Here is a 22338-nt window from a genome sequence, read left to right on the forward strand (position 1 = left end):
GAATGCTCGGGTGCGGTGAGGTCCGGCAGCACGGCGGTCATCGGGTCCCTACCATGCGCACCGGCGTGGGATCGAAGCCATTGCAGGGGTTGTTGATCTGCGGGCAGTTGGAGACCAGCACCAGGGTGTCGATCTCGGCGAGCAGCGTGATCTTCTTGCCCGGCGCGGAGAGCCCGTCCACGATGCCGAGCGTGCCGTCCGCCTCGACCGGAACGTTCATGAACCAGTTGATGTTCGAGACCAGATCACGCTTGCCCAGCCCCCACTTCAGGCCCTCGGCCAGGAAGTTCTCCACGCAGGCGTGCTGGTGGCGGGTGTGGTGGCCGTAGCGCAGGGTATTGGACTCCTGCGAGCACGCCCCGGCCACGGTGTCGTGATTGCCGACCTCGTCGGCGACCACCGTCATGAGCGGGGTGCCCGCCTCGGTCAGCAGGACGCTGCCGGTGGTCAGGAAGATATTGCGCTGGGCCGTGATCGTCGCCTGCGCGCTGTACCGATCGGCGTGATCGGCGGCGTTGTAGAGCAGGCAGTCCACCGCCTGATTGCCGTGCAGATCGATGATGTCCAGCTGGTCTCCCGCGCGCACCACGGCCGACCAGGGGGCGCGGGCGGGGACGGTCTCGTCGAGCACGACGGTGCGGGCGGTGGTGATCATGCGCGGGCCTCCGGAGTGCGTGCGTGCCAGTCCTGTTCGGTGTTCTCCACCGCGCGCAGATATTCCGGGCCGGTACCGTGCGCGAGCGCGAGTTCCTCCGGCGCGGACCAGGCCACGAGGTCGAGTTCGGTCGGGGGAGTGGGATCCAGCGGGTGTTCGGCATTGGCGACCAGCAGGGTCACCGGCAGCTGCACGAGGAGATCGACCGCCGCGCCCGCCGCCGCGCCGCCGGTGATCGTCAGCGCGCCATCCGATTCCACGCGCACACCCCGGAAGAACGAGACCGTCGGGCCGATATCCCGCGGCTCGAGCCCCTGCTTGACCCCGGCCAGCCGCAGGCTCGACCGCGCCGCGGGCGACGGACCGCACAGGGTGTCGTGACGGCCGGAGGAGTCCGCGATCACCGTGGCCAGCACCCGCCCCTGATCGGAGAGCAGCGGATGACCGACGCCCAGATACGCCTGCCACGGCACCTTGACGGTGTCGGCGACATTCAGCCGTTCCCAGGGCGATTCGGCCCGCAGCAGCAGCAGATGCGCACACGCCGCGCCGAACGGATCCGACAGCCGCACCCGGGTGCCACGCGCCAGCACCACATTCGCGTATCCGCCCGCCGGAATCCGCTGGGCGAACGTTATTTTCGCGATTTCGACGTCCACGGGGAGCTCGGGCCCGACGCGCTCGGCGGCGGCCGCCTGGGAGCGGGCATGATCCCGCGCGCCTGTGGTATTGGCTGTGGTCATTGCTACTCCGTTTCTCGGGGATCGCCGGAGACCCGGCCGACGGTGCGGCGTTGGCGCCACCTGCGGTACGCGCGGCGCCGCAGGTCGTCGAGCACCATCGCCAGTTCGGGTCGTCCGTGGAGGCGTTGTCCGGGCTCCGGCGATATCATCGGAATGTCCGGTGGATCAGGCGATTTGGGGAATTGGATCGGCGGCGACGCCGCGCGCGGGGGTCATCATCCGGTGCACCACCGCGCCGACCGCCACCGTGAGCAGCACGAACAGCGGTGCGGCCCAGAGCATCCACCAGCCGCCGCCGGTCGGGGTGTAGACCTCGGCACGCGGCCAGGCCAGGTTCACCGCCATCGCGATGCCCCAGATCACGGCCATCGCGTTGATCGCAATGCCGTAGCGGCCCAGCGCGAACAGCTTCGTGCCGGCGGCGTCACCGGCGATATCGGCGGGCCAGCCCTTGATCCGGCGCACCAGCAGCGGCACCGTGACCAGCAGATACGCGAGGTAGAGCATGACGATGCAGACACTGGCCAGGGTCGCGAAGATGGCGGCATTGCCCAGGTTCACCACCAGCAGGCCGACACCCAGCACGCCGATCACCACGGCGGGCCACACCGGAGTGCCGAAGCGCGGATGCACCGTCGACAGCGGCTTGGCGAACGGCAGCCGCCCGTCGCGGGCCATCGAGAACAGCAGGCGCGAACCGGCGGTCTGAATCGCCAAGGTGCACACCGTGATCGCGCACGCCACGCAGGCCAGCACCACCTTGCCGGGAACGCTGGTCAGCTTGGCCTCGATCACGTAGGCCAGCCCGCCACTGGCCAGTGAGTCGTCGGTCAGGCTCGGTGCGGCCATGAGCGCGCCCAGCAGGATGAGCCCGCCGCCCAGCGCGGACACGGCCAGCGCCGACAGAATGGTGCGCGGTGCGACGTGCCGTGGGTTCCTGGTCTCCTCGGAAAGCTCACCGGCGGAATCGAATCCGACCATGACATAGGCGGCCATCAATCCGGAGGCCAGGAAGGCGGCCCAGTACGGCCCGGCCGCGGCCTGATCGGTGTGCGTGACCACGCCCGGCCCGCGGTCGGTGTGGGTGAAGAACACCGCGATCACCGCGATCACGCCGATGATCTCGATGGTCACCCCGAGCGAATTGATGCGCGCCATCCAGTCGATGCCCACCACGTTGATGAGCGTCGTGATCACCAGCAGCACGCTGCCCAGCAGCACCGCGTTCGACGCCCCGTCACGGGAGGTGAGATCGCTGTCCGTGCCGATCAGCTGGAATCCGGACCAGATGGTAGGCAGCACCACCTGCAGCGCGATCGCGGCCGCCGCGGCGGTGACGATCTGGGCGATGATCATCATCCAGCCCGCGAACCAGCCGACGACCTCGCCGGCCAGCCGGCGCGACCACTGATAGATGCAGCCCGAGATCGGGTAGCGGGCGGCCAGTTCCGCGAAGTTCAGTGCCACCAGGAACTGGCCCGCGAACACGATCGGCCAGGTCCAGAAGAAGGCCGTGCCACCGAATGAGTAGCCGAAGCCGAAGAACTGGAAGATCGTGGTCAGGATGGAGACGAAGGAGAATCCGGCCGCGAAGGAGGCGTAGCGGCCGAGCTTGCGGTGCAGCACCGGCTGATAGCCGAAGCGCGCCAGATCGGCGCTGTCCGAGCTGGTTTCGGTGCTGATCCCGGCGGTGGCCGGCGGGGGCTGGGGGATGACGGCGTCGGCGGAGGCAACCATGGCGGTGAGTCTTTCGCGAGGCAAATATCTATCGATTGAAAGTTTTCCGTTCGCGATCGCGGCTCAGGTGACGCCGCTGTATCGGTCGGATGGCCCGCCGTAACTTCTGCATTGCCGGTATTTCTGTCAAATGACAGGAACCTCACTGTTCAGGTCGGCAGAGTGGGCGGGCCGGGCGGCGGCGCGGGTGGGCGGGCCGGCCGTGCGGCCGTGCGGGTCGATGGTGCGGGTAGGACAGAATGGCATGGTGACCCAACTCGGACCCGGCCGTCCTCGCCTCGAACCGCGCCGGCGCGCAGGCCAGACGCCGCGCGCCGAAATCCTCGACGCCGCCGCCGAGTTGTTCACCAGTCACGGCTACGGCAATACCTCCACCCGCGCGGTCGCCGACGCCGTCGGTATCCGGCAGGCGTCGCTGTATCACCACTTTGCGGCCAAGGACGACATTCTCGACGCCCTGCTCGCCGAAACGGTCACCACGCCACTGGAATTGGCGGGCATCCTGGCCGGGCGGCCCGAGTCCGCGGCCGTGCGGTTGTACGCGCTCGCCTGGCACGACGTCAGCCAGCTGTGCGCCAGCCGCTGGAATCTCGGCGCGCTGTACCTGCTGCCGGAACTGCGCAGCGAACGCTTCGCCCGCTTCCGGGAACGCCGCGACGAGCTGCGCGGCCACTACGAAACCCTGTCCGCCGCCGTCATCGCCGCGGCCGGGTCCGTCATCGCCGAGGCCGACGCGGGCGCGGTGGCCGGGGCCGAACTGCTGCCGTTCCGGCTGGTGGAGTCGGTCATCAATATGCGCTCCGACGAGGGCGCGGCGCCGCAGTACGCTGAGCAGCTCATCCCTGACGCCATCCTGCGGCTGCTCTGCTGGCCCGGCTCGCTGACCGAAACCCGGGTCGCCGCACTGGAATTGGCGCGGCGACTCGCTCCGGAGTGATCGGCGTCAGGACTTGCCCTTCAACGTGCCCCACTCGAGACCCCAGCCGTAGACCTGATCCACCGCCGGCTCGCCCTGGAACCGGCGCCGAGGGGGCGTCCACGATCGCCGGTCCCGTCGACACGCGATCCAACGTATCCGATTCGGACATCCGCCGTTCCGAGGTCACCCGTCGGCAAATATTCGGCTGTCCAGTCGCCTCGACATACACTGTTGAACGGACAATCGGCGCATAGGTGGCTAACGGATTATCGGACTCTTCGGACGGCTGTTCAGCGGCGGGAGCGACGAATGACGGAAACGCAGCTCGACCTGGGTCGCAACAAATGGATCACCCTCGGTGTCCTGGCGCTGGGACTGTCCATGGTGGTGCTGGACGGCACCATCGTCGCGGTCTCCTTGCCCGTCATCATCGACCAATTGCAGTTGAATTTCACTCAGGCGCAATGGATCAACAGCATCTACGCGGTCGTGCTGGCCGCGTTGCTGATCACCAGCGGCCGCCTCGGCGACCGGCTCGGGCGGCGCAGGATGTTCGCCCTCGGCGTGGTGATCTTCATGCTCGGCAGCGTGCTCTCGGCACAGGCGCACAGCGCCTGGCCCCTACTCCTCGGACGCACCGTGCAGGGCATCGGCGCGGCCGGTGTCATGCCCGGCACGCTGGCCACCATGAACGCCCTCTTCCGGGGCCGTGACCGGGTGATCGCCTTCGCGGTCTGGGGCTCGGTCGTCTCCGGTGTCGCCGCCATCGGCCCGCTGCTGGGCGGCTGGCTCACCACCTACTTCACCTGGCCGTGGATCTTCCTGGTGAATCTGCCGCTGGGCGCGGTGGTGCTGATCGGGCTGGTGCTGTTCGTCCCGGAGACCCGCATGGGCAAGGCCGCGCCCGGCCTGGATGTGGACGGATTCCTGCTCAGCGCAGCGGGTTTCGCGCTGCTGGTGTTCGCGCTCATCGAGGGCCAGACCTACGGGTGGTGGAAGCCGCTGCGGGAATTCCCGCTCGCCGGGTGGAACTGGCCGGCGAGCGCGCCGGTCTCGCTGATCCCGATCCTGCTGGTGCTCGGGGTGGTGGCGCTGTACCTGTTCATCCGCTGGGAGCAGCACCGCCGTCTGATCGGCCGCTCGGCGCTGCTGGATCCCGCGCTGTTCCGGATCCCCAGCTTCCGCTGGGGCAATATCACCGCGTTCCTGGTGGCGCTGGGCGAATTCGGCCTGCTGTTCGTGCTGCCGCTGTTCATGGTGAACGCGCTCGGGCTGTCCACCCTCGGCGCGGGCTATGTGCTGGCCGCCATGGCCGTCGGCGCGTTCCTGGCCGCGGGGCTCGCCGAGGGGCTGGTGCGCAGGTTCGGGCCGGTGCGGGTGGTGCAGCTGGGCCTCGTGTTCGAGGCCGTCGCCGTGGCGCTGGCAGCGCTGTTCGTCACCCCACACATTTCCGGCTGGTGGCTGGCGGTGCTGCTGATCGGGTACGGCATCGGGCTGGGGATGGCCTCGGCGCAGCTGACCGGGACCGTGCTCGCCGATGTGCCGCCGGAGAATTCGGGCCAGGGATCGGCCACCCAGTCCACGGTGCGGCAGATCGGATCGGCCTTCGGCACCGCGGTCATCGGTGCGCTGCTGTCGGCGGCGCTGGCCCACGATCTGCCCAAACGGCTCGCACGCGTGCCCGATCTGCAGAAGCCTGCCGCCGACACCCTCGCCACCGCGACCCGACAGTCGGCCGGTGGGGCCATCACCGGGTTGCGGGACCACCACGGCGCCGCGGCCATCGTGGACGCGCTGAGCCGGGCCTTCGCCGACTCCACCAGGACCACGCTGCTGGCCGCGGCGCTGTTCCTGCTCGTCGGCCTGGCCTCGGCCGCCCTCATCCCGAACCGGCCGTACACGGCGGCGGACGACGACGAGGACGCTCAGAGCAGCTGACCGTCGAGGCACATTCCGGACGAGCGGGTGGACGTCTTCGGTTGCACCACACCGGGATCGAAGGTCCACTGCGAGACCGGGCCCGCCGACTTCCACAGCAGGCCGCCGCTGGTCGGGACGGCCTCGAAGACGTCCCCGACACCGGGGATGAGCTGATCGCCGACGCAGTAGTCGTCGTAATCGGTGCCGGGCTGGCGCGCCCCCGCGCTGAAGCGGCCCGCCGGATCGGCGTCCGCCCCGGGATTCGGCACGGTGTTCCCGCCCGCAGCGCCGCCCCGGTACCAGTGCGGACCGGCCGCGTCGCTGCCGCAGGTGAAGGCCGAGCCTCCCGCCATCACCTGCGACCCCTGCGGGTGCGTGCCGCCCGCCCACAGGCAGTCGGCGCCGGAGTCGAAACGGGTGTCCGCCACGGTTCCGAAGCCGAGGCCACCGGCGGCCATGACGGCCGTCGCGAGCAGAGTAAGCGGTTTGATCACTGCAATCACCCTTGATTCGGTGCGATCCGGAATCCGGACCGGCGCATCTCGGGGCGCGGATCCGGTTGGCGTAGCTGCCATTCAGAAATAGCGCGGGTGGTTACAGTGCGAGGGTCAGTCGATCAGGTCGAGCGCGCGCAGCCGCCGGAAGACCAGCAGCGAGCCGGGGGCGACCGCGTCCATGGCGGCGTATTCGCCGAGGGTGAACCAGCGCAGTTCGGCGATCTCCCCGGAGGGGCGCGGCTCGTCGCTGAGCTCGCCGAGGAAGCAGGTCATGTGCAGGCGGGTGCCGGGCGCGTGCCCGTAGGCCTCCGCCTCGAACACGCCCAGCTCGCTGACGCCGGTGGCGGCCACCCCGAGTTCCTCGTGAATCTCCCTGTGCAGGGCCATCTCCGGGGTCTCACCCGGATCGATCTTGCCGCCCGCCATATAGAAGACGCCCTTGCCGGTGGATCGGGTCTGCAACATGCGACGGTCCCTGATATGCGCCAGTGCCGCGGTGCGAATCACCCGTCCCACCCTAGCCAGCCCTGGTAGCGCGGGCCGTGCGGGCGTCCTCGCAACCGGCCCGGTGTCAGCAGGCCACGGTCGACAGCCGCGCCCGATCGCCGGCCGCGACGGAGCGCACGGCCGCGGCGATGGCGACCACCGGCGGCACCCAGCGCGCCTCGTGGGGCATGACGCTCCACGCGATCCCGCGGCCCGGCTGCGGCAGCGGGACCCGGTCACCGTCGGTGTGCACGATCGCCCCCGCGGCGCGCAGGCTCTCGATGGCCCGCGCGGCCTTGGCCACGCCGACGACCAGATGGATTTCCCGCCGTTGCGGACCGGGGACCTCGATGACCGGGCCCGAGAGATTGTTTGCGCGCAGGTATCGGCGCACTCCCGCAGCGACGGACCCGGTGAGTTCGATGGCCGCGATCTGCTCGCCGGTGATCAAGTCGACGCCGTCGCCGGTCGTCTCGATCGTCCATCCGTACCGGCGGAAGTCCCCCGCCACAACGCTCAACGCCACGATAATCACCCTCACACCTGCGGCTGTGCATCCGATCCGCCGTGGCTGTGAGGTTCCCGAGAGGACGCTGCGATCACCAGCCACACCAAGGATTCTCGGGCTGTGACCGGGGCGGATGCATCGTCCTGTGGTCGCTCATCGCTCAGGGAGATCCCCCAGGTGTGCGGGCTCAGCGGGTGGGCGGGGAGATCTTCCAGTGCCGCTGCAGGGCGTCGGCGATCTCCGGCAGGATGGTCACCGGGATCCGTCTGTGCCGCAACATGGTTCGAATCTCGTCGACCTGTTCGCGTTTGCGCATGTCGTAGGCGTTGGCGATGGGCCGCTGCACCGGCGGGATGGACAGCAGCACCAGTTCCCGATGCGGCTCGTCGCCGCCGTTGAGATCCAGTGCGAGGGTCCAGCGGCCCTTCTCGTCCAGCGCGAACCGTCCGGCCACCACCCGATCCCACGCCACCGTCGAGGCACCCCACGGGGTCCGCCGCACGATCGCATCCTCGGTCAGCTCCACCCGGTCCCGCCCGAACAGCGCGACCATCATCCCCACCGCGACGGCCGCGCCGAAGAACAGCCCGGTGAACACCCGATTCAGCCCGAACACCACGACGGTCCCCGCGCAGACGACGGCCACCACGAATATCCCCGCGGCCACGTACCCGGCCATGCGCCGCCCCGGCACCACGCCCGCCCGCACCATCGTCATTCCGCCTCTCGAAACCGACTGCCGGTCACCGTACCCGCAGGTGCGCGTCGTCGATGAATTCGACGCGGACGGACCGTCCTCATCCGCATGACGCAATCGACCTTCACCGCGGTCGTCAATATCGCGGTGCCCGTGACCGATCAGGACCGGACCAAGGCGCTGCTCGAGCGGCTCGGGCTGGTGACCCGCATGGACGCCGAACTGCAGCCGGGCTTCCGCTGGATAGAGATGTCGCTACCCGGCGGGACGGCCTCCTTGGCGCTGGTGCGCGCGTCCGCGGGACTGCCCGCGGGCATCGACACCGGGATCCGGCTGGCGACGCCCGATGCCCGCGCCGCCCATGCCACGCTCGCCGGCCTCGGCCTCACCGTCGGCGCGCTGCTGGACTGGGATTCCGCGCCGCTCATGTTCGCCTTCCGAGACCCCGACGAGAACCGCTTCTACGTCATGCAGACGGACTCCTGAGCGGGCCGAAACCGGCCGATTCCCAGCCGATCTCGACATCGACGCCCTTGGCGACCTACCGTGCCTCTACTACCGCTCACCGGTAACCGGTGGTCCCGCATCACCCGAAGGAGCGACTCATGCCGCACGCCGTCGACCTCGCGCGCCGACTGGCCGACTCGATCGAGGAGCACGGAGTCCCCGGCGCGCAAGTCGCGGTGCTGGTCGGCGGCGAGATCACGGCCGCGGCGGCCGGGGTGCTGAACACCGTGACAGGTGTTGCGGCGACCACGGATTCGGTGTTCCAGATCGGCTCGGTCACCAAGGCGTGGACCGCGACGCTCATCATGCAGCTCGCCGACGAGGGGCTGATCGAGCTCGACGCCCCGGTGCGCCGGTACCTGCCCGAGTTCCGGGTGCGCGACGAAGCGGCCGCGGCGGCCATCACCCTCCGGCAGCTGCTCGGCCACACCTCGGGCATCGACGGCGACCTGTTCCTCGACACCGGGCGCGGCGCGGACGCGGTGGAGAAGTTCGTGCCCGCCATCGCGGACGCCGGGCAGGTGCACCCGCCCGGCGTCATGTTCTCCTACTGCAACAGCGGATACGTGCTACTCGGCCGAATACTGGAAGTGTTGCGCGGCAAGCCTTTCGACGCGGTGCTGCGGGAGCGGCTGGTGACCCCGCTCGGGCTGACCCGGGTGGCCACCGACGCCGACGAGGCCATCCTGTTCCGCGCCGCGGTAGGGCATATCGAATCCGCGCCGGGGGTCGGCCCGGAACCCGCGCCGGTTTGGGCGCTCCCGGCCTCCAACGCTCCGGCCGGGGCGCGGCTGGCGATGTCCGCGCGCGATCTGCTGGGATTCGCCCGGCTGCACCTGACCGGCGGTCGCACGGTGGAGGGCGTCCCCGTGCTCTCCGAGACCGCGGTACAGGCGATGACCCGGCCACACGTCGAGGTGCCCGATATCGGCTACGGCACCCACTGGGGTCTGGGCTGGCAGCTGTTCGATCCCGCCGGAACCGGATTGTTCGGGCACGACGGCAGCACCATCGGCCAGAACGCTTTCCTGCGCATCGCGCCCGCCGCAGACGTCGCAATCGCCTTGCTGGCCAACGGAGGTGACGCGTTCGCGCTCTACCAGGATGTCGTCGGAGACCTCCTGTGGGTGCACGCGGGTATCCGATTGCCCGCCCGGCCCGTGCCGCCTGCTCGGCCCGAACCGGTGGATGCGGCGCGGGTCGGCGGGCGTTACCGCTCGGTCATGTACGAGCACGTCATCGATGTCGGCCCCGACGGCCGGGCCTGGCTGTCCACGATTCCCCTGACGGCGGAAGCCGGCCTGGTCTCCGCCCCGGACCGCATGGAACTTCTGCACCTACGCTCCGACGCTCTGATCGCCGCGCGCCCTGTCCGTGGCCGCCACGCCGTCTACGGTCTGATCAACGGCGACGGTGGCCCGGCTGCCCGCTACCTGCACACCAGCCGCGCGATGCCCCGCCAGCCCTGACGCTCGCTGTACCCGGCCGGCCCGAGGATCAGTTCAGCTCGGCGGCGGAGGCCACGACGACACCGTAGAGGTCGGCGATTGTGGCCAGGGCGCTGTCGTGCAGCTGTGCGGCGGTCACCTCGCCGACGGCCGATTTCAGGGGGCGGGTGGCACAGGCGTCGGCCACGACGGTGGCGTGGTTGCCGCGCAGGAAGGCGCCCTCGGTGGTGAAGGTGACGCACATGTGGGTCATGAAGCCGGCGATGATCAGGTTCTCGTTGCCCGCGGCGTCCACGTGGGCGACCAGGTCGGTGTCGTGGAAGGCGTTCGGAACCTGTTTGACGACAACGGGTTCGCCGGCGGCCGGGGCCACGGCGGGGTGGATCGCGCCGATGTCGGCGGTGATGTCGTAGGGGGTGCCGGGGCCGCCGTCGTTGACGATGTGGATGATCGCGGAGCCGGCCCGGCGGGCGCGGGCCAGCAGGTCGGCGGCGGCGTCGAGGGCGGGCCGCCAGCCGGTCAGCTCCATCGCGCCGCGGGTGTAGGTGTTCTGGTAGTCGACGAGGATCAGGGTCGCGTCGGCCAGGGTGGCCGGGGTCTGATCGAAGCCGCCGAGGTCACGCAGGGTCTGTGCGGGCATGGAGATCCTCCTGGGTCGCGCGTCCGGACCGCCCGGTGCGGTGGACGTTTTCCACGCTATGAGCCGGCAGGCGCGTCGGAAATGTCATGTAGCCTGCAGATTCGGACATGGCGAGGGTGGAGGAACGATGAACGCACCTGCGAGATTCGTCGTCATCGTGCTGTTCGACCGGGTCGATCTGCTGGATGTGACCGGGCCGCCCGAGGTTTTCGCGCTGCTCCAGCGAGAGATGAACGGGGACACCGGGTATCAGGTGGCGCTGGCCGCCGAGACCCTCGACCCCGTTACCACCTCCGCCGGAGTCCGAGTGCTGCCCGACATCACCTTCGCCGACCTCGCCGGGCGCGCGATCGACACGCTGGTGGTGCCCGGCTCGGTCGAGGTGGACGGCGCCGGCCGGGTGCGCGCGCTCAGCGACCCGCGGGTGGTGGCGTGGGTGGCGAAGCTGGCCGCCAGCAGCCGCCGCGTCGCCTCGGTCTGCGTGGGAGCGCACATTCTCGCCGACGCCGGGCTGCTGGACGGCAAGCGCGCCACCACCCACTGGTCCACCGCACAGCAGCTCGCGGCGGAGCACCCGGCCATCACCGTGGACGCCGATCCGATCTTCATTCGCGACCAGAACGTCTGGACCGGTGCGGGACTCACCGCCTGCCTGGACCTGTCCCTCGCACTGGTCGCCGACGATTTCGGCGACGCCCTCGCACTGCGCGTGGCGCGGCAGCTGGTCATGTTCCTGAAAAGGCCCGGCGGGCAGAGCCAGTTCAGCGTGTCACTCGAACCCATCTCGACCACGCGCCGGATCGACGACCTGCGGCACTACATCGCCCGGCATCTCGCCGAGCCGCTGACGGTCGCGGATCTGGCCGCGCAGGCCCATGTCAGCGAACGGCAGCTGACCCGCATCTTCAAGACCGATCTCGGCGCCACCCCGGCGGCCTATATCGAGTCCGCCCGAGTCGAATTCGCGCGCAATCAGCTCGAGACGACCGACCACACACTCGAACGGGTGGCGACCCTGAGCGGTTTCAACACCACCGACACCCTCACCCGGGCCTTCCGGCGCGTACTGGACACCACGCCGACGGAGTATCGAAACCGCTTCCGGCTCACCTGGTCTCGCCTCGAATAACCTGGTCAGGCCTCGAGCGGGACCGCCGCCTCGGCCGTGTACACCAGGAACGTCAGGCTCTCCTGGAAGTACAGCTGCACCGTCTCGGCATCGTGCGAGAGATAGCCGATGGACAGATCCTGGCCGATCTGCAGATCGAAATCGCCACCGCGCGTGGACAGGACGAACGCGCCGTCGATGGCCGGCGCCCAGATGATGTCACCGTCGATCAGTCGCTCGATATGGGTGCGGATCGGGTGCCCGTGATCGGAGGTCTCGCTCACCGCGGTGTACAGATCCGCCGACAGCAGCACCGAGTACGGCCCGTCCACACCCGCCAGCCGCAGCTTGCTCAGCGCCTGCGCCACCGCCTCCGGGGCCAGGCGCGGGTCGCCGGGCAGCTTCACCGGCTCGCACGAGGTGGAGGCCCGGACGCCGATGATCCCGGCCGCCGGATAGCCCTCGAAAATGGCGCGGTCCTCGGCGAAGGCGATCTTCTTGGCCGCCGTCTTCACCGGATCCAGATCGGCGTCGTGCGCGCCGCGCTCGATATTGTCCAGCTCCTCACGGGAGAGCGTGAACGGTACCCGCAGCTCCACCAGCGGCAGCACCACGCGCTGGCGGGCCTGCACACCGTCACCGGGGGAGGTGATGGTGGAGGTGCGGCCCAGTCCGGCGGCGGAGTAGTCGGTGCCGTGCGGTCCGGACAGATCGACCACGCGGCGACCGGCGATGTGCCGCTTGAAGGTTCGCGTCGCCTCCTCCTCGATGGCCGACCAGGCCTCCGAGGTGATGGGCGCGAGTTCGCGATGCAGGTTGTTCATGCGTCAGCTCCGTTCGGTTCAACGATTCCGTAGCGGCGGTTCAACGATTGCGTAGCGCCCCGATACCGAGAGATGTTGTGTCCAATTTGCCTCCGCTTCGCTCCGGCTGTCCGCGGCCCTGCAAGCTCGATTCTTCCCTCCTCCGCTCCTCCGCTTCGCTCCCCCGCTCCGTCAGTCCAGAATCGAGCCGGGCCGCGGACGCGGCGGGTGCGTCCGGCAGCGCGTCGAAGAACCCCGCGGGCGGCGCGAAGAACGAGGTGCCGGTGACGGCGGTGGAGAAGTCCAGGATGCGGTCGTAGGCGGCGTCGGCGGTGCCCAGGAACATGCGGACCAGCATGTTCTCGGTGATGGCCGGGTCGTCGGCGTAGGCGATGTAATAGGTGCCGAATTCGCCGTCCTGGACCGAGCCGAACGGCATATTGGCGCGCACGATATTGCCGATCTCGTCCTGGTCGTTCACGGCCACATGCGAATTCGCGGGCTTGTCGGCGTCGGACAGTTCGAAGTCGTCGAGTTTCGTTCGCCCGATGACCTTTTCCTGCTCGGTGGTCGACAGCGCCTTCCACGAGCCCAGATCGTGCAGGTACTTCTGCACGATGACGTAACTGCCACCTTCGAATTCGGGATCCTCGTCGCCGACCAGCGCGGCGGTGGCGGCGAGCTGTCCCTCCGGATTCTCGGTGCCGTCCACGAATCCGAGCAGATCACGCTGCTCGAAATAGCGGAAGCCGACCGTCTGATCCACGATGGTGGCCGCGCCGGACAGCCGCTCGGCGATCTTCATCGCCAATTCGAAACAGGCGTCCTGGGTCTCGGCCTTGAGGTGGAACAGCAGGTCGCCCGGTGTGACCGGGGCCTGGTGCCGCTCACCGATGAAACCCGGGAACTCGTGCAGCTGTGCGGGTTTCGGCCCGGAGAACAGGCGGTCCCAGGCGGCGGACCCGATGCTGGCGATGCACGCGAGGCCGGATCCGGGCACCCGGAATCCGACGGAGCGCCGCAACCCGGGCAGATCTGCGAGCAAATCCCGCGCCACCGTCTCGCCACCCTCGTCGATGGTGACGACGAGGAAGATCGCGGCCGGTGTGAGCGGGTCGAGGATCGGCTGTGGCTCACCCATGGGCACCACCTTATGCGGTGCGGTCGACCGCCGACCCGTCCGGTATGCCCGCGTCCCCCGGACTACTTGGCGACGGTCAGCAGAAATGCCACGTCATCGACGGCTTTCACGCTGTGGCGGGCGTTGGGGATCACAATCAGGTCACCCGCCGAGCCCTTCCACTCGTTGGTGCCGCTGATCACCACCAGCACCCCGCTCAGCACCACGAGGGTCGCCTCGCCCGGATTCTCATGCTCGGCCAGCGTCTGTCCGGCAGTCATCGCGATGACCGTCTGGCGCAGGCTGTGGGTGTGGCCGCCATAGATGGTCAACGAACTGCGCCCGCTCGAGGCGCTGGCCGCCAGCTTCAGTTGCTGGCGGGCAACCGCGGTCAGCGATTTCTTGTCCATGGACTGCCTTTCGCCGGAATATCGCTGAGTATGCCGGACGCAGCCGGGACGATCGGCGGTTTCGAGGCGGTGTGTGCAGGAATTGCCGGACCAGGAATGCAGGCGTTACCGCGAGCCCTGGGAGACGCGGCGATAACGGCGGAAGCGATACCGCAGACCCGTCGAGGACTCGCGCCAGTCGGCGGCATCGGTCTGCCACGCGCGATCGATGGCCGGGGCCAGGGTGTCGCCGGCGATGTCCGCGTCGATCTCGGTGACCATCAGCTCAGTCGCGAAAGGCATTGCGGCACGGTAGATCTCGCCGCCACCCATGATCCACACCGACTTCTCGCCGGTCATGTGCAGGGCCTCGGACAGCGAGCCCGCCCGCTCCGCCCCGGCCTCGGACCAGTCCGCCTGCCGGGTCACGACGATATTGCGGCGACCGTCGAGCGGCCGGAAGCGCACCGGCAGCGAATCCCAGGTCTTGCGGCCCATGATCACCGGATGCCCGAAGGTGACGTCCTTGAAGTGCGCCATGTCCTCCGGCACGCGCCACGGAATCGTGTTGTCCCGCCCGATGATTCCCTCCGGCGTCTGGGCCCAGATCAGCCCGATGGTCCGGTTCACGCTGTGCCCACCAGGTACGAGCCGGGGGCCTCCATGGTTAGGCTCCGCAAGCGCAGGGAGGCGGAGCGGCGCCTCCGGCCCTGACCACTCATACCGCCACCGGCGCCTTGATGGCCGGATGATGGTGGTAGCCCTGGATTTCCACGTCCTCGTACGCGTAGTCGAACAGCGTGGGCGCGGGCCGCAGGTGCAGCTGCGGGAACGGGTACGGCTCGCGGGTCAGCTGCTCGCGCACCTGGGCCACGTGATTGTCGTAGATGTGCACATCGCCACCGGTCCAGATGAAGTCGCCGGGCAGCAGCTCGGTCTGCTGGGCCACCATGTGGGTCAGCAGCGCGTAGCTGGCGATATTGAACGGCACGCCCAGGAACAGATCCGCGCTGCGCTGATACAGCTGGCACGACAGCCTGCCGTCGGCCACGTAGAACTGGAAGAAGGCGTGGCAGGGGGCCAGCGCCATTTTGTTCAGCTCGGCCACGTTCCACGCCGAGACGATGATGCGCCGCGAATCCGGATCGGTGCGCAGCGTCTGCAGCACCTGCGAGATCTGATCGATGTGGGTGCCGTCCGGGGTCGGCCAGGACCGCCACTGCACGCCGTAGACCGGGCCCAATTCGCCCTGCGCGTTGGCCCATTCGTCCCAGATGGTGACGCCGTGCTCCCGTAGCCACCGCACATTGGAGTCACCGCGCAGGAACCACAACAACTCGTAGACGATCGACTTGAGGTGCACCTTCTTGGTGGTGATCAGTGGAAAGCCCTGCGACAGGTCGTAGCGCAGCTGGTGCCCGAAAATGCTGCGGGTGCCGGTTCCGGTCCGGTCCGCCTTGGGGGTGCCGGACTCCAGCACCAGTCGGAGCAGGTCCTCGTACTGGGTATCTCGGGCGCTCTCCACGCCTGGCAAGCTTACGCACCGTGCGGAAGTTGTTTGTGATCGGAATCGGGGCGGGGGACCCGGACCAGGTGACGGTGCAGGCCATCAAGGCCATGTGCCAGGTAAACGTGTTTTTTCTCATCGGCAAGGGGGGCGAGAAGCAGGAACTCACAGATGTGCGTTCGGCCATCCTGGCCGAGTACGCGCGCCAGCCGCACTCGATAGTAGAGATCATCGACCCGCCGCGCGACCGGGGCGTGCCCGTCAGCGGCGCGGACGTCGTCTACCAGGGCGCGGTCGCGGACTGGCACGAGGCGCGGGCCGAGCTGCTGGAGCGGGCCTTCGCCGAAACCGACGGTGTGGGCGGCATTCTCGTGTGGGGCGACCCGTCGCTGTACGACAGCACGCTGCGCATCGTGGAGCGGGTGCTCGAACGCGAGCGCATCCAGTTCGAGTTCGAGGTGATTCCGGGAGTCACCAGCGCGCAGGCGCTGGCCGCCGCGCACCGCATCGTGCTGCACGAGATCGGCGAGCCGCTGCACATCACCACCGGGCGGCGGCTGCGGGAGGAGGGGCTGGTCCCGGGGCAGTCCACGCTGGTGATGCTGGACGGTGAGTGTTCGTTCGCGCAGGTGCCGGGCGACGATGTCTACATCTGGTGGGGCGCGTACCTGGGCATGCCCGACGAGGTGATCGTCGAGGGTCCGCTGCGCGTGGTCGAGGGCCGCATCGTCCGCCGGCGTGCGGCCCTGCGCGCGGCCAAGGGCTGGATCATGGACATCTACCTGCTGCGGCAGGCGGGCGCCGCGCGCTGAACCGGCCGGGTGTCGGGGTGTGCGGTTAGGGTGGACGACGGAGATGGTCGCCCATTGGAGGAGATCCGTTGCCCGAACTACCGGAGATTGTGGCGCTCGAGCAGTTCCTGGCCGAGCATGCGGTGGGGGCGGTGGTCGGGCGGGTCGACGTGGCGGCGCTGAGCGTGCTGAAGACCTTCGATCCGCCGGTGACCGCGCTCTCGGGGCGGGACGTGACCGGGGTGGGGCACTGGGGCAAGCACCTCGGATTGGATTGCGACGGGCTGTGGTTGATCACGCACCTGTCCCGCGGCGGCTGGCTGCGGTGGATCGACGAGCCCGGCGCCAATCCGCCCAAGCCCGGCAAGGGGCCGCTGGCCCTGCGCGTGCACTTCTTCACACCCGAGGGCGCCACTCCCGCCTTCGATCTCACCGAGGCCGGCACCAAGAAGCGGCTGGCCGTGTGGGTTACCGGCGATCCGCTCTCGGTGCCCGGCATCGCGCGGCTGGGGCCCGACGCCCTGGCCGTGAGCGAACCGGAATTCGCCGAGATCCTGCGCGGCACCTCGCAGCGCGTGAAGAACGCGCTCACCGATCAGAGCCTGCTGGCCGGCATCGGCAATGCCTACTCCGACGAAATCCTGCACACGGCAAAGCTTTCGCCGTTCGCCACCTCCGGCACGCTGGACGCTGAACAGGTGGCGCGCCTGCATGCGGCCATGCGCGCCACGCTGTCCGGCGCCATCCTGCGCTCGGTGGGCCAGGACGCCGCCCGCCTCAAGGGCGAGAAGCGGTCCGGTTTCCAAGTGCACGCCCGCACCGGCCTGCCGTGCCCGGTGTGCGGCGACACCGTCCGCGAGGTCTCCTACGCGGACAAGTCGTTCCAGTACTGCCCGACCTGCCAGACCGGCGGCAAGATCCTGGCCGATCGCCGCATGTCCCGGCTGCTGAAGTAGGCCCTAGACCCCGGCCTCCGCATCGGTGCGGCGATCCAGCACATGCGCCGGAATCTCCACTCCCGCTTCCAGATCCGCGGCCGGGATCGGGGCGTCGAAGACCTGCCGCAGCGGCAGGACGCCGGCCCAGACGCCACCGGTATCGATATCGGCCTGCTCGTCGCGCGGGCCGCCGGTGCGGACCTTGACCGAGGCCTCGGTGAGGTCGAGGGCCAGGACCATGGTCGCGGCCATCTCCTTCTCGTTCGGCGAGCGGACCGCGTCCCACGCGCCGGGTGCGGCCTGTTCGACGATGACGTGCAGCGCGTGTATGCGCTCGTCCGGGTCGGTCAGCTCGACCGGCTGGGCGTGGATGACCGCCGAGCGGTAGTTCATGGAGAAGTGCATGGCGGAGCGGGCGTAGACGATGCCGTCCACGTGCGTCACGGTCAGCGAGACGTCGCCGGTCATGGCGGCCCGCATATTGCCCGAGCCGGTGGAGCCGTGCAGGTACAGCGTGTCGCCGTCGCGGCCGTAGATGGTGGGGATGACCACCGGGCTGCCCTTCAGGATCACGCCCAGGTGGCAGATGAGCCCGGCGTCGAGGACCGCGTCCAGTTCGGCGCGGTCGGTGCGGCCCCGCTCCTTGGACCGGGTGAGGCTGCTGCGCGGGGTGGGTGACAATGGGGTCCGGGCCGAAGCTGTCTCACTCATATGATCAGTTTCGAGGGGGAAATGGCATTCCTGAATAGCCAATTCTCCGCAAGATCTACAGACCACTTGGGGGATCCGTGCCGTTCACGCTCGCGCATCCGGCTGCCGTGCTGCCCATGCGGCGGGTGCTGTGGTTTCCGGGACTCGTCGCGGGCAGCATCGCGCCCGACATTCCGTACTACCTGTGGATCGGTGTGGATGGTGAGCTGACGCACTCGCTGCGGGGACTCCCGGTGGACGTGCTGCTGGGCGCGATCCTGGTGGCCATCGGGTGGGCGCTGCGCGGCACCGTCTCGGGCATGATCGGCAAGGAGATCACCGCGAGCAGGCCGGGGCCGGTGACGGCCGTGGTGGCACTGCTCATCGGGGCCCTCACCCACCTCGCCTGGGATGCCTTCACCCACACCGACGGTCCCGCCGTGCGCCACTGGGACGTGTTGCGGGAGTCCGTGATCGGACCGCATCGGGTGTACAACGTGATCGGGTACATCTCCTCGATAGGCGGAATGCTGCTGCTCGCAGGCTGTTTCGCCACCTGGTACCGGCGAGCCCGGCCGGTGGCGCCGGATCCCCGGCGCGCCCCGGTGCTGGCGGCATTGCTCGCGGTGGCGGTGCTCGCCGGTCTCATCGCCCGAACCGATCCGGTGGCGCACGTCAGCCTCTACGACTGCGTGCGGCACATGCTGGTCTACGCAATCACCAGCGCCGCGACGGGTTTCGTGGTGTATGCCCTCGGCTCCACGGTAGCTGCGGCCGTCGGGGGACTTCGCTGAGCGCACTGTCGTGCACGCAGTGGCATTCTGATATCGACCAGTTGTCGAATGATCAGGAGGCCACTTGCGGGCGAATCGGCTGGTCGACGACGATTTGCCGTTCATCGTCGAACGGGACAGCGGCGTGCCGCTGGCCGTTCAGGTGGCCGACGGACTGCGCCGGGCCGCGACCACCGGCGCGTTGCGCGGCGGTGACCGGCTGCCTTCCTCCCGCGAGCTGGCCAATCGGCTCGGGGTGAGCCGGACCGTCGTCACCGCCGCCTACGACCAGTTGCACGCCGAGGGCTGGCTGGACGGGCGGCACGGCTCGGGCACCTACCTCACGGCCGCGCCCGCACCGGTGGGCGTGCAGACCGGCGGGCCCGAACGGCCCGATCCGCTGGCGGGACTGCTGGATCTCGGCGCGGGCGCGCCGTCCATCGAGGCCATCGACCCGGCCGCCTGGCGGCGGGCGTGGCGGGCCGCCTCGGATCGAATGCCGTTGATCCGCAAGGACCGGCGCGGGGAGACCGACTATCGGGAGGCCGTCGCCGAACACCTGCTGCGGCATCGCGGGCTGGGCGCGGGCAGCGGAACCACGGTGCTGGCCACCGCCGGAACCAGCGCGGCCGCAGGCGAACTCGCGGCGGCGCTGCTGCGACCCGGCGACGTGGTGGCCATCGAGGATCCCGGCTATCAGCGGGCGGCCGGGGCGTTCCGGGCGGCGGGCATGCGGCCGGTCCCGGTGCCGGTGGACGCCGAGGGCCTGCGGGTCGAGCTGCTGCCCGAGGACGCCGGCCTGGTGTATTGCACTCCCGCGCACCAGTTTCCGCTCGGCGCGCGCATGCCCGCCGCCCGCAGGGTCGAGCTCATCGAATTCGCCCGCCGCACCGGCGCACTCGTGGTCGAGGACGACTACGACGGCGAATTGCGGTACGACACCGCGCCGCTACCGCTGCTGGCCACCCTTGCCCCCGATGTGGTCGTGCATCTGGGCACCACCAGCAAGATCCTCACGCCCACCCTCGGCATCGGCTGGCTGGTGGCGGATCCGGCGATCGCCGCGGCGGTGCTCGCCCATCGCGAACTCACCGGCACCGGCCCGGCCCCGGCGGGTCAGCAGGTGGTGGCCGAACTGGCCCGGCACGGTGACCTGGCCCGCCATCTGCGCCGCCTGCGCCGCGATATGCCGGCCCGCCGCGCCCTGGTGGTGGACGAGCTGCGCGGCCGCGGCCTGGACGTGCGTGGCGACGACGCCGGATCACACGTCTTCGTCCCACTCGCCACCCCGGAGCAGGAGGACCGCGCGGTGGCCGCCGCCCGCGAGCGCGGCGTCCACCTCGACGCGCTGGCCCGCCACCATCTGGGCGCCCGGCACACCTTCGGCATCGCCCTCGGATATGCCGCGCTACCTGCGGCGGAGCTCCCGGGCGCGGTCCGGTCGGCCGGGGCGGCGCTGGGCCGGGTCGTAGAGTGGTCCGCATGACCGAAAAGGACATCCACGCGCGCATCAAGGAACTCGTGGATCGTGAGCACGAGCTGCGCGCCAAGACCACCGGTGGCGAACTCGATCCGGAGGCCGAGCGCCGCCAGCTGGCCGAGATCGAGGTGCAGCTCGACCAGTGCTGGGACCTGCTGCGTCAGCGCCGCGCCCGCATGGACCAGGGGCGCAACCCCGACGAGGCCCAGGTCAACCCCGCCCGCCAGGTCGAGGGCTACCTGCAGTAATCGCCCATCCGCCGTCCGGCCGTTCCGCCCCGCCCGGCGGGTCGGCCGTTCCCGCCACCTTCGGTGTCCATGGTCCGAGTCCCTGGGAGCCCCCGAGAGTTGGGTCTACCCTTTGTGAATGGTGGCAACGACAGACATCACGACCGCGGACGGTACGGTTCGCGGACTCCGGGGCCGCCGCGTTTCACGCTGGCGGTCCATTCCTTTCGCGGCGGCTCCGGTCGGAGAGTTCCGTTTCCGGGCGCCGCAGCCGGTGCAACCGTGGAGTTGGGTGCGCGACGCCACCGACTTCGGTTATGCCGCAATGCAACATCGCGACGGTGCGCGGATCGGGCCGCGGCAGGCGCAGCCGACCGGCGAGGATTGCCTCACGCTGAACGTGACCGCGCCGAACGCGCCTGCGGCCACGCCCCGCCCGGTCATGATGTTCATCCATGGCGGCGGCTACATGATCGGAACCTCCGCGCTGCGGCTGTACTCCGGCGCCCGGCTGGCGGTCCGTGGTGATGCCGTCGTGGTGTCGGTCAACTACCGGCTCGGCGCCTTCGGCTACGTCGACTTCGGTGAATACTCCACGCCCGACAGCCGATTCGATTCCAACCTGGGCCTGCGCGATCAGGTCGCGGCGCTGGAATGGGTACAGCGCAATATCGCCGCGTTCGGCGGCGACCCGAACAATGTCACCATCTTCGGCGAATCGGCAGGGGCGCACGCGGTGCTGGCCCTCATGGCCACCCCCGCCGCGGCCGGGCTGTTCCACCGCGGCATCGCCCAGAGCGCGCCCGCGGACTGGGCCCCGAGCCAGGCCGAGGCCCGGCTGTTCGCCCGGCGCTGCCTCGACGACCTCGGCATCGCCCCCGGGGATGCCGCCAAGGAACTGCGCATCGCCGGTGCGAACGACATCCGCAAGGCCGTCGATCACACGGTCGCCCGGATCATGCACCAGCAGCCGGGCCTGTTCCCGGTGGCCCCGGTGGTGGACGGCGAATTCCTGCCCGCCGCACCGCTGGCAGCCTTCGCCAATGGCACCGCGCACCGGGTGCCGCTCATCATCGGGACCAACCGGGACGAGGCCACCCTGTTCGTGCGCTTCGACGACACCCTGCCCACCACCCCCGATCGCATGCGCTGGCTGTTGCGCCACGTGGACCAGGCCCTCGACGAGGGCGACGACAGCCCCATCTTCACCAAACTCGGCCAGTCCATGCCGACCTCGCAGGAGCGGCTGCACGAGACGCTGTCCGAGTTCGGTGCGGCCGTCGAATCCCGGGTCACCGCGGCCTATCCCGGTTTTCCGGGCAAGAAGGCCACCGTCCGGATGGGCGGCGACTTCACCTTCTGGCGGCCCTCGGTCCGCGTCATGGAGGCGCACAGCCGCTACGCGCCGACCTACGCGTACCGCTACGACTTCGCCCCGCGCGCAATCCATTTGAGCGGTTTCGGCGCCACGCACGCCCTGGATCTGATCCCCGTCTTCGGTGCGGTCGATTCGTCCTTCGGCCGCGCCATGACCGCGCTCGGTGGCCACCGCGCCTTTCGTGAGGTGTCGAGCCAGTTCCAGGACAACTGGCTGGCCTTCGCCCGCACCGGAACTCCGCTGCCGGCCTGGCCCGCCTACACCGAGGAACAGCGCGCGACGCTGATCATCGATTCGCCCGGCCGCGTCGAACTCGACCCGGACCGCACCAAACGCCTGGCGTGGCAGGGAGTTCGGATTCCCGCCCTCACCTGAGC

Annotated in this window: 25 protein-coding genes; 11 read left to right on the forward strand and 14 right to left on the reverse strand. The window is 69.5% G+C overall.

Translation table 11 applies throughout. From position 1 onward, the window contains the following. Window positions 1-37: 37 nt before the first annotated feature. The 3 genes from ACIRRA_RS10775 to ACIRRA_RS10785 all read right to left on the reverse strand — a co-directional run bounded on the left by ACIRRA_RS10775 (window position 38) and on the right by ACIRRA_RS10785 (window position 3135). Window positions 38-655: an urea amidolyase associated protein UAAP2 gene (locus ACIRRA_RS10775; RefSeq protein WP_402765982.1), complete on the reverse strand. Its 618-nt coding sequence runs from the start codon at window positions 653-655 to the stop codon at window positions 38-40. Continuing rightward, window positions 652-1398, reverse strand: a complete 747-nt coding sequence (locus ACIRRA_RS10780; protein ID WP_402765985.1) for a DUF1989 domain-containing protein — start codon at window positions 1396-1398, stop codon at window positions 652-654. The genes ACIRRA_RS10775 and ACIRRA_RS10780 overlap by 4 nt, the downstream gene beginning before the upstream one ends. Before the next feature lie 165 nt (window positions 1399-1563). Continuing rightward, window positions 1564-3135, reverse strand: coding sequence for an amino acid permease (locus ACIRRA_RS10785; protein WP_402765988.1), 1572 nt, complete (start codon window positions 3133-3135; stop codon window positions 1564-1566). 244 nt (window positions 3136-3379) lie between these two features. Between ACIRRA_RS10785 and ACIRRA_RS10790 the strand changes: the two genes are divergently transcribed. Continuing rightward, window positions 3380-4072 carry a helix-turn-helix domain-containing protein gene (locus tag ACIRRA_RS10790; protein ID WP_402765991.1) on the forward strand — a complete coding sequence of 231 codons (693 nt, stop codon included), beginning with the start codon at window positions 3380-3382 and terminating at the stop codon, window positions 4070-4072. Window positions 4073-4363: 291 nt separating this feature from the next. Continuing rightward, window positions 4364-5992 carry an MFS transporter gene (locus ACIRRA_RS10795; RefSeq protein WP_402765994.1) on the forward strand — a complete coding sequence of 543 codons (1629 nt, stop codon included), beginning with the start codon at window positions 4364-4366 and terminating at the stop codon, window positions 5990-5992. On the opposite strand, the gene ACIRRA_RS10800 is transcribed toward ACIRRA_RS10795, so the two are convergent. The 4 genes from ACIRRA_RS10800 to ACIRRA_RS10815 all read right to left on the reverse strand — a co-directional run bounded on the left by ACIRRA_RS10800 (window position 5980) and on the right by ACIRRA_RS10815 (window position 8183). Then, window positions 5980-6468, reverse strand: a complete 489-nt coding sequence (locus ACIRRA_RS10800) for a hypothetical protein (RefSeq protein WP_402765997.1) — start codon at window positions 6466-6468, stop codon at window positions 5980-5982. The genes ACIRRA_RS10795 and ACIRRA_RS10800 overlap by 13 nt on opposite strands. 114 nt (window positions 6469-6582) lie before the next feature. Next, the gene (locus ACIRRA_RS10805) at window positions 6583-6978 is read right to left on the reverse strand and encodes an NUDIX domain-containing protein (RefSeq protein WP_402766000.1); all 396 of its coding nucleotides are present in this window, start codon (window positions 6976-6978) and stop codon (window positions 6583-6585) included. Between the two features lie 64 nt (window positions 6979-7042). Next, window positions 7043-7483 (reverse strand): hypothetical protein, encoded by a 441-nt coding sequence (locus ACIRRA_RS10810; protein ID WP_402766002.1) that lies wholly within the window; start codon window positions 7481-7483, stop codon window positions 7043-7045. 169 nt (window positions 7484-7652) lie between these two features. Beyond that, window positions 7653-8183: a hypothetical protein gene (locus ACIRRA_RS10815; protein WP_402766005.1), complete on the reverse strand. Its 531-nt coding sequence runs from the start codon at window positions 8181-8183 to the stop codon at window positions 7653-7655. A gap of 87 nt (window positions 8184-8270) precedes the next feature. Between ACIRRA_RS10815 and ACIRRA_RS10820 the strand changes: the two genes are divergently transcribed. Further along, window positions 8271-8648: a glyoxalase gene (locus ACIRRA_RS10820; protein WP_402766008.1), complete on the forward strand. Its 378-nt coding sequence runs from the start codon at window positions 8271-8273 to the stop codon at window positions 8646-8648. 119 nt (window positions 8649-8767) lie between these two features. Further along, on the forward strand, window positions 8768-10138 hold the full coding sequence (locus ACIRRA_RS10825; protein ID WP_402766011.1) for a serine hydrolase domain-containing protein: 1371 nt from the start codon (window positions 8768-8770) through the stop codon (window positions 10136-10138). A gap of 28 nt (window positions 10139-10166) precedes the next feature. Here ACIRRA_RS10825 and ACIRRA_RS10830 read toward each other — a convergent pair whose 3' ends face one another. After that, entirely contained in the window at window positions 10167-10757 is a 591-nt protein-coding gene (locus ACIRRA_RS10830) for an isochorismatase family protein (RefSeq protein ID WP_402766014.1), read from the reverse strand. 127 nt (window positions 10758-10884) lie between these two features. Between ACIRRA_RS10830 and ACIRRA_RS10835 the strand changes: the two genes are divergently transcribed. Further along, window positions 10885-11886, forward strand: a complete 1002-nt coding sequence (locus ACIRRA_RS10835) for a GlxA family transcriptional regulator (protein WP_402766017.1) — start codon at window positions 10885-10887, stop codon at window positions 11884-11886. A 5-nt stretch (window positions 11887-11891) separates the two neighbouring features. Here ACIRRA_RS10835 and ACIRRA_RS10840 read toward each other — a convergent pair whose 3' ends face one another. From ACIRRA_RS10840 to ACIRRA_RS10860, 5 genes are all read right to left on the reverse strand, one after another. Continuing rightward, complete coding sequence (locus ACIRRA_RS10840; RefSeq protein WP_354836349.1) at window positions 11892-12689, reverse strand: family 1 encapsulin nanocompartment shell protein; 798 nt, start codon at window positions 12687-12689, stop codon at window positions 11892-11894. Between the two features lie 40 nt (window positions 12690-12729). Beyond that, window positions 12730-13809 carry a Dyp-type peroxidase gene (locus ACIRRA_RS10845; RefSeq protein ID WP_402766020.1) on the reverse strand — a complete coding sequence of 360 codons (1080 nt, stop codon included), beginning with the start codon at window positions 13807-13809 and terminating at the stop codon, window positions 12730-12732. Between the two features lie 62 nt (window positions 13810-13871). Next, window positions 13872-14198 carry a cupin domain-containing protein gene (locus ACIRRA_RS10850; protein WP_402766023.1) on the reverse strand — a complete coding sequence of 109 codons (327 nt, stop codon included), beginning with the start codon at window positions 14196-14198 and terminating at the stop codon, window positions 13872-13874. 105 nt (window positions 14199-14303) lie between these two features. After that, entirely contained in the window at window positions 14304-14807 is a 504-nt protein-coding gene (locus ACIRRA_RS10855) for a dihydrofolate reductase (RefSeq protein ID WP_402766026.1), read from the reverse strand. Between the two features lie 88 nt (window positions 14808-14895). Continuing rightward, window positions 14896-15702: a thymidylate synthase gene (locus ACIRRA_RS10860; RefSeq protein WP_402766029.1), complete on the reverse strand. Its 807-nt coding sequence runs from the start codon at window positions 15700-15702 to the stop codon at window positions 14896-14898. 20 nt (window positions 15703-15722) lie between these two features. Between ACIRRA_RS10860 and cobF the strand changes: the two genes are divergently transcribed. Both cobF and ACIRRA_RS10870 read left to right on the forward strand, forming a co-directional pair. Then, window positions 15723-16496 carry a precorrin-6A synthase (deacetylating) gene (gene cobF / locus ACIRRA_RS10865; RefSeq protein WP_402766032.1) on the forward strand — a complete coding sequence of 258 codons (774 nt, stop codon included), beginning with the start codon at window positions 15723-15725 and terminating at the stop codon, window positions 16494-16496. 68 nt (window positions 16497-16564) lie between these two features. Continuing rightward, window positions 16565-17431 carry an Fpg/Nei family DNA glycosylase gene (locus ACIRRA_RS10870; protein ID WP_402766035.1) on the forward strand — a complete coding sequence of 289 codons (867 nt, stop codon included), beginning with the start codon at window positions 16565-16567 and terminating at the stop codon, window positions 17429-17431. A gap of 3 nt (window positions 17432-17434) precedes the next feature. Here ACIRRA_RS10870 and ACIRRA_RS10875 read toward each other — a convergent pair whose 3' ends face one another. Further along, the gene (locus ACIRRA_RS10875) at window positions 17435-18124 is read right to left on the reverse strand and encodes a pyridoxamine 5'-phosphate oxidase family protein (protein ID WP_402766038.1); all 690 of its coding nucleotides are present in this window, start codon (window positions 18122-18124) and stop codon (window positions 17435-17437) included. Window positions 18125-18201: 77 nt separating this feature from the next. On the opposite strand from ACIRRA_RS10875, the gene ACIRRA_RS10880 reads away from it, so the two are divergent. The 4 genes from ACIRRA_RS10880 to ACIRRA_RS10895 all read left to right on the forward strand — a co-directional run bounded on the left by ACIRRA_RS10880 (window position 18202) and on the right by ACIRRA_RS10895 (window position 22336). Then, a complete protein-coding gene (locus tag ACIRRA_RS10880; protein ID WP_402766041.1) occupies window positions 18202-18897 on the forward strand; it encodes a DUF4184 family protein in 696 nt (231 codons plus the stop codon). A gap of 64 nt (window positions 18898-18961) precedes the next feature. Continuing rightward, entirely contained in the window at window positions 18962-20362 is a 1401-nt protein-coding gene (locus ACIRRA_RS10885; protein ID WP_402766044.1) for a PLP-dependent aminotransferase family protein, read from the forward strand. Next, window positions 20359-20604: a DUF2630 family protein gene (locus ACIRRA_RS10890; protein ID WP_354836333.1), complete on the forward strand. Its 246-nt coding sequence runs from the start codon at window positions 20359-20361 to the stop codon at window positions 20602-20604. Before ACIRRA_RS10885 ends, ACIRRA_RS10890 begins: the two co-directional genes overlap by 4 nt. Window positions 20605-20722: 118 nt before the next feature. After that, the gene (locus tag ACIRRA_RS10895; protein WP_402766047.1) at window positions 20723-22336 is read left to right on the forward strand and encodes a carboxylesterase/lipase family protein; all 1614 of its coding nucleotides are present in this window, start codon (window positions 20723-20725) and stop codon (window positions 22334-22336) included. Window positions 22337-22338 lie beyond the last annotated feature (2 nt).

Origin of the sequence: Nocardia sp. NPDC101769, assembly GCF_044766925.1 — a bacterium.
GTDB lineage: Bacteria > Actinomycetota > Actinomycetes > Mycobacteriales > Mycobacteriaceae > Nocardia.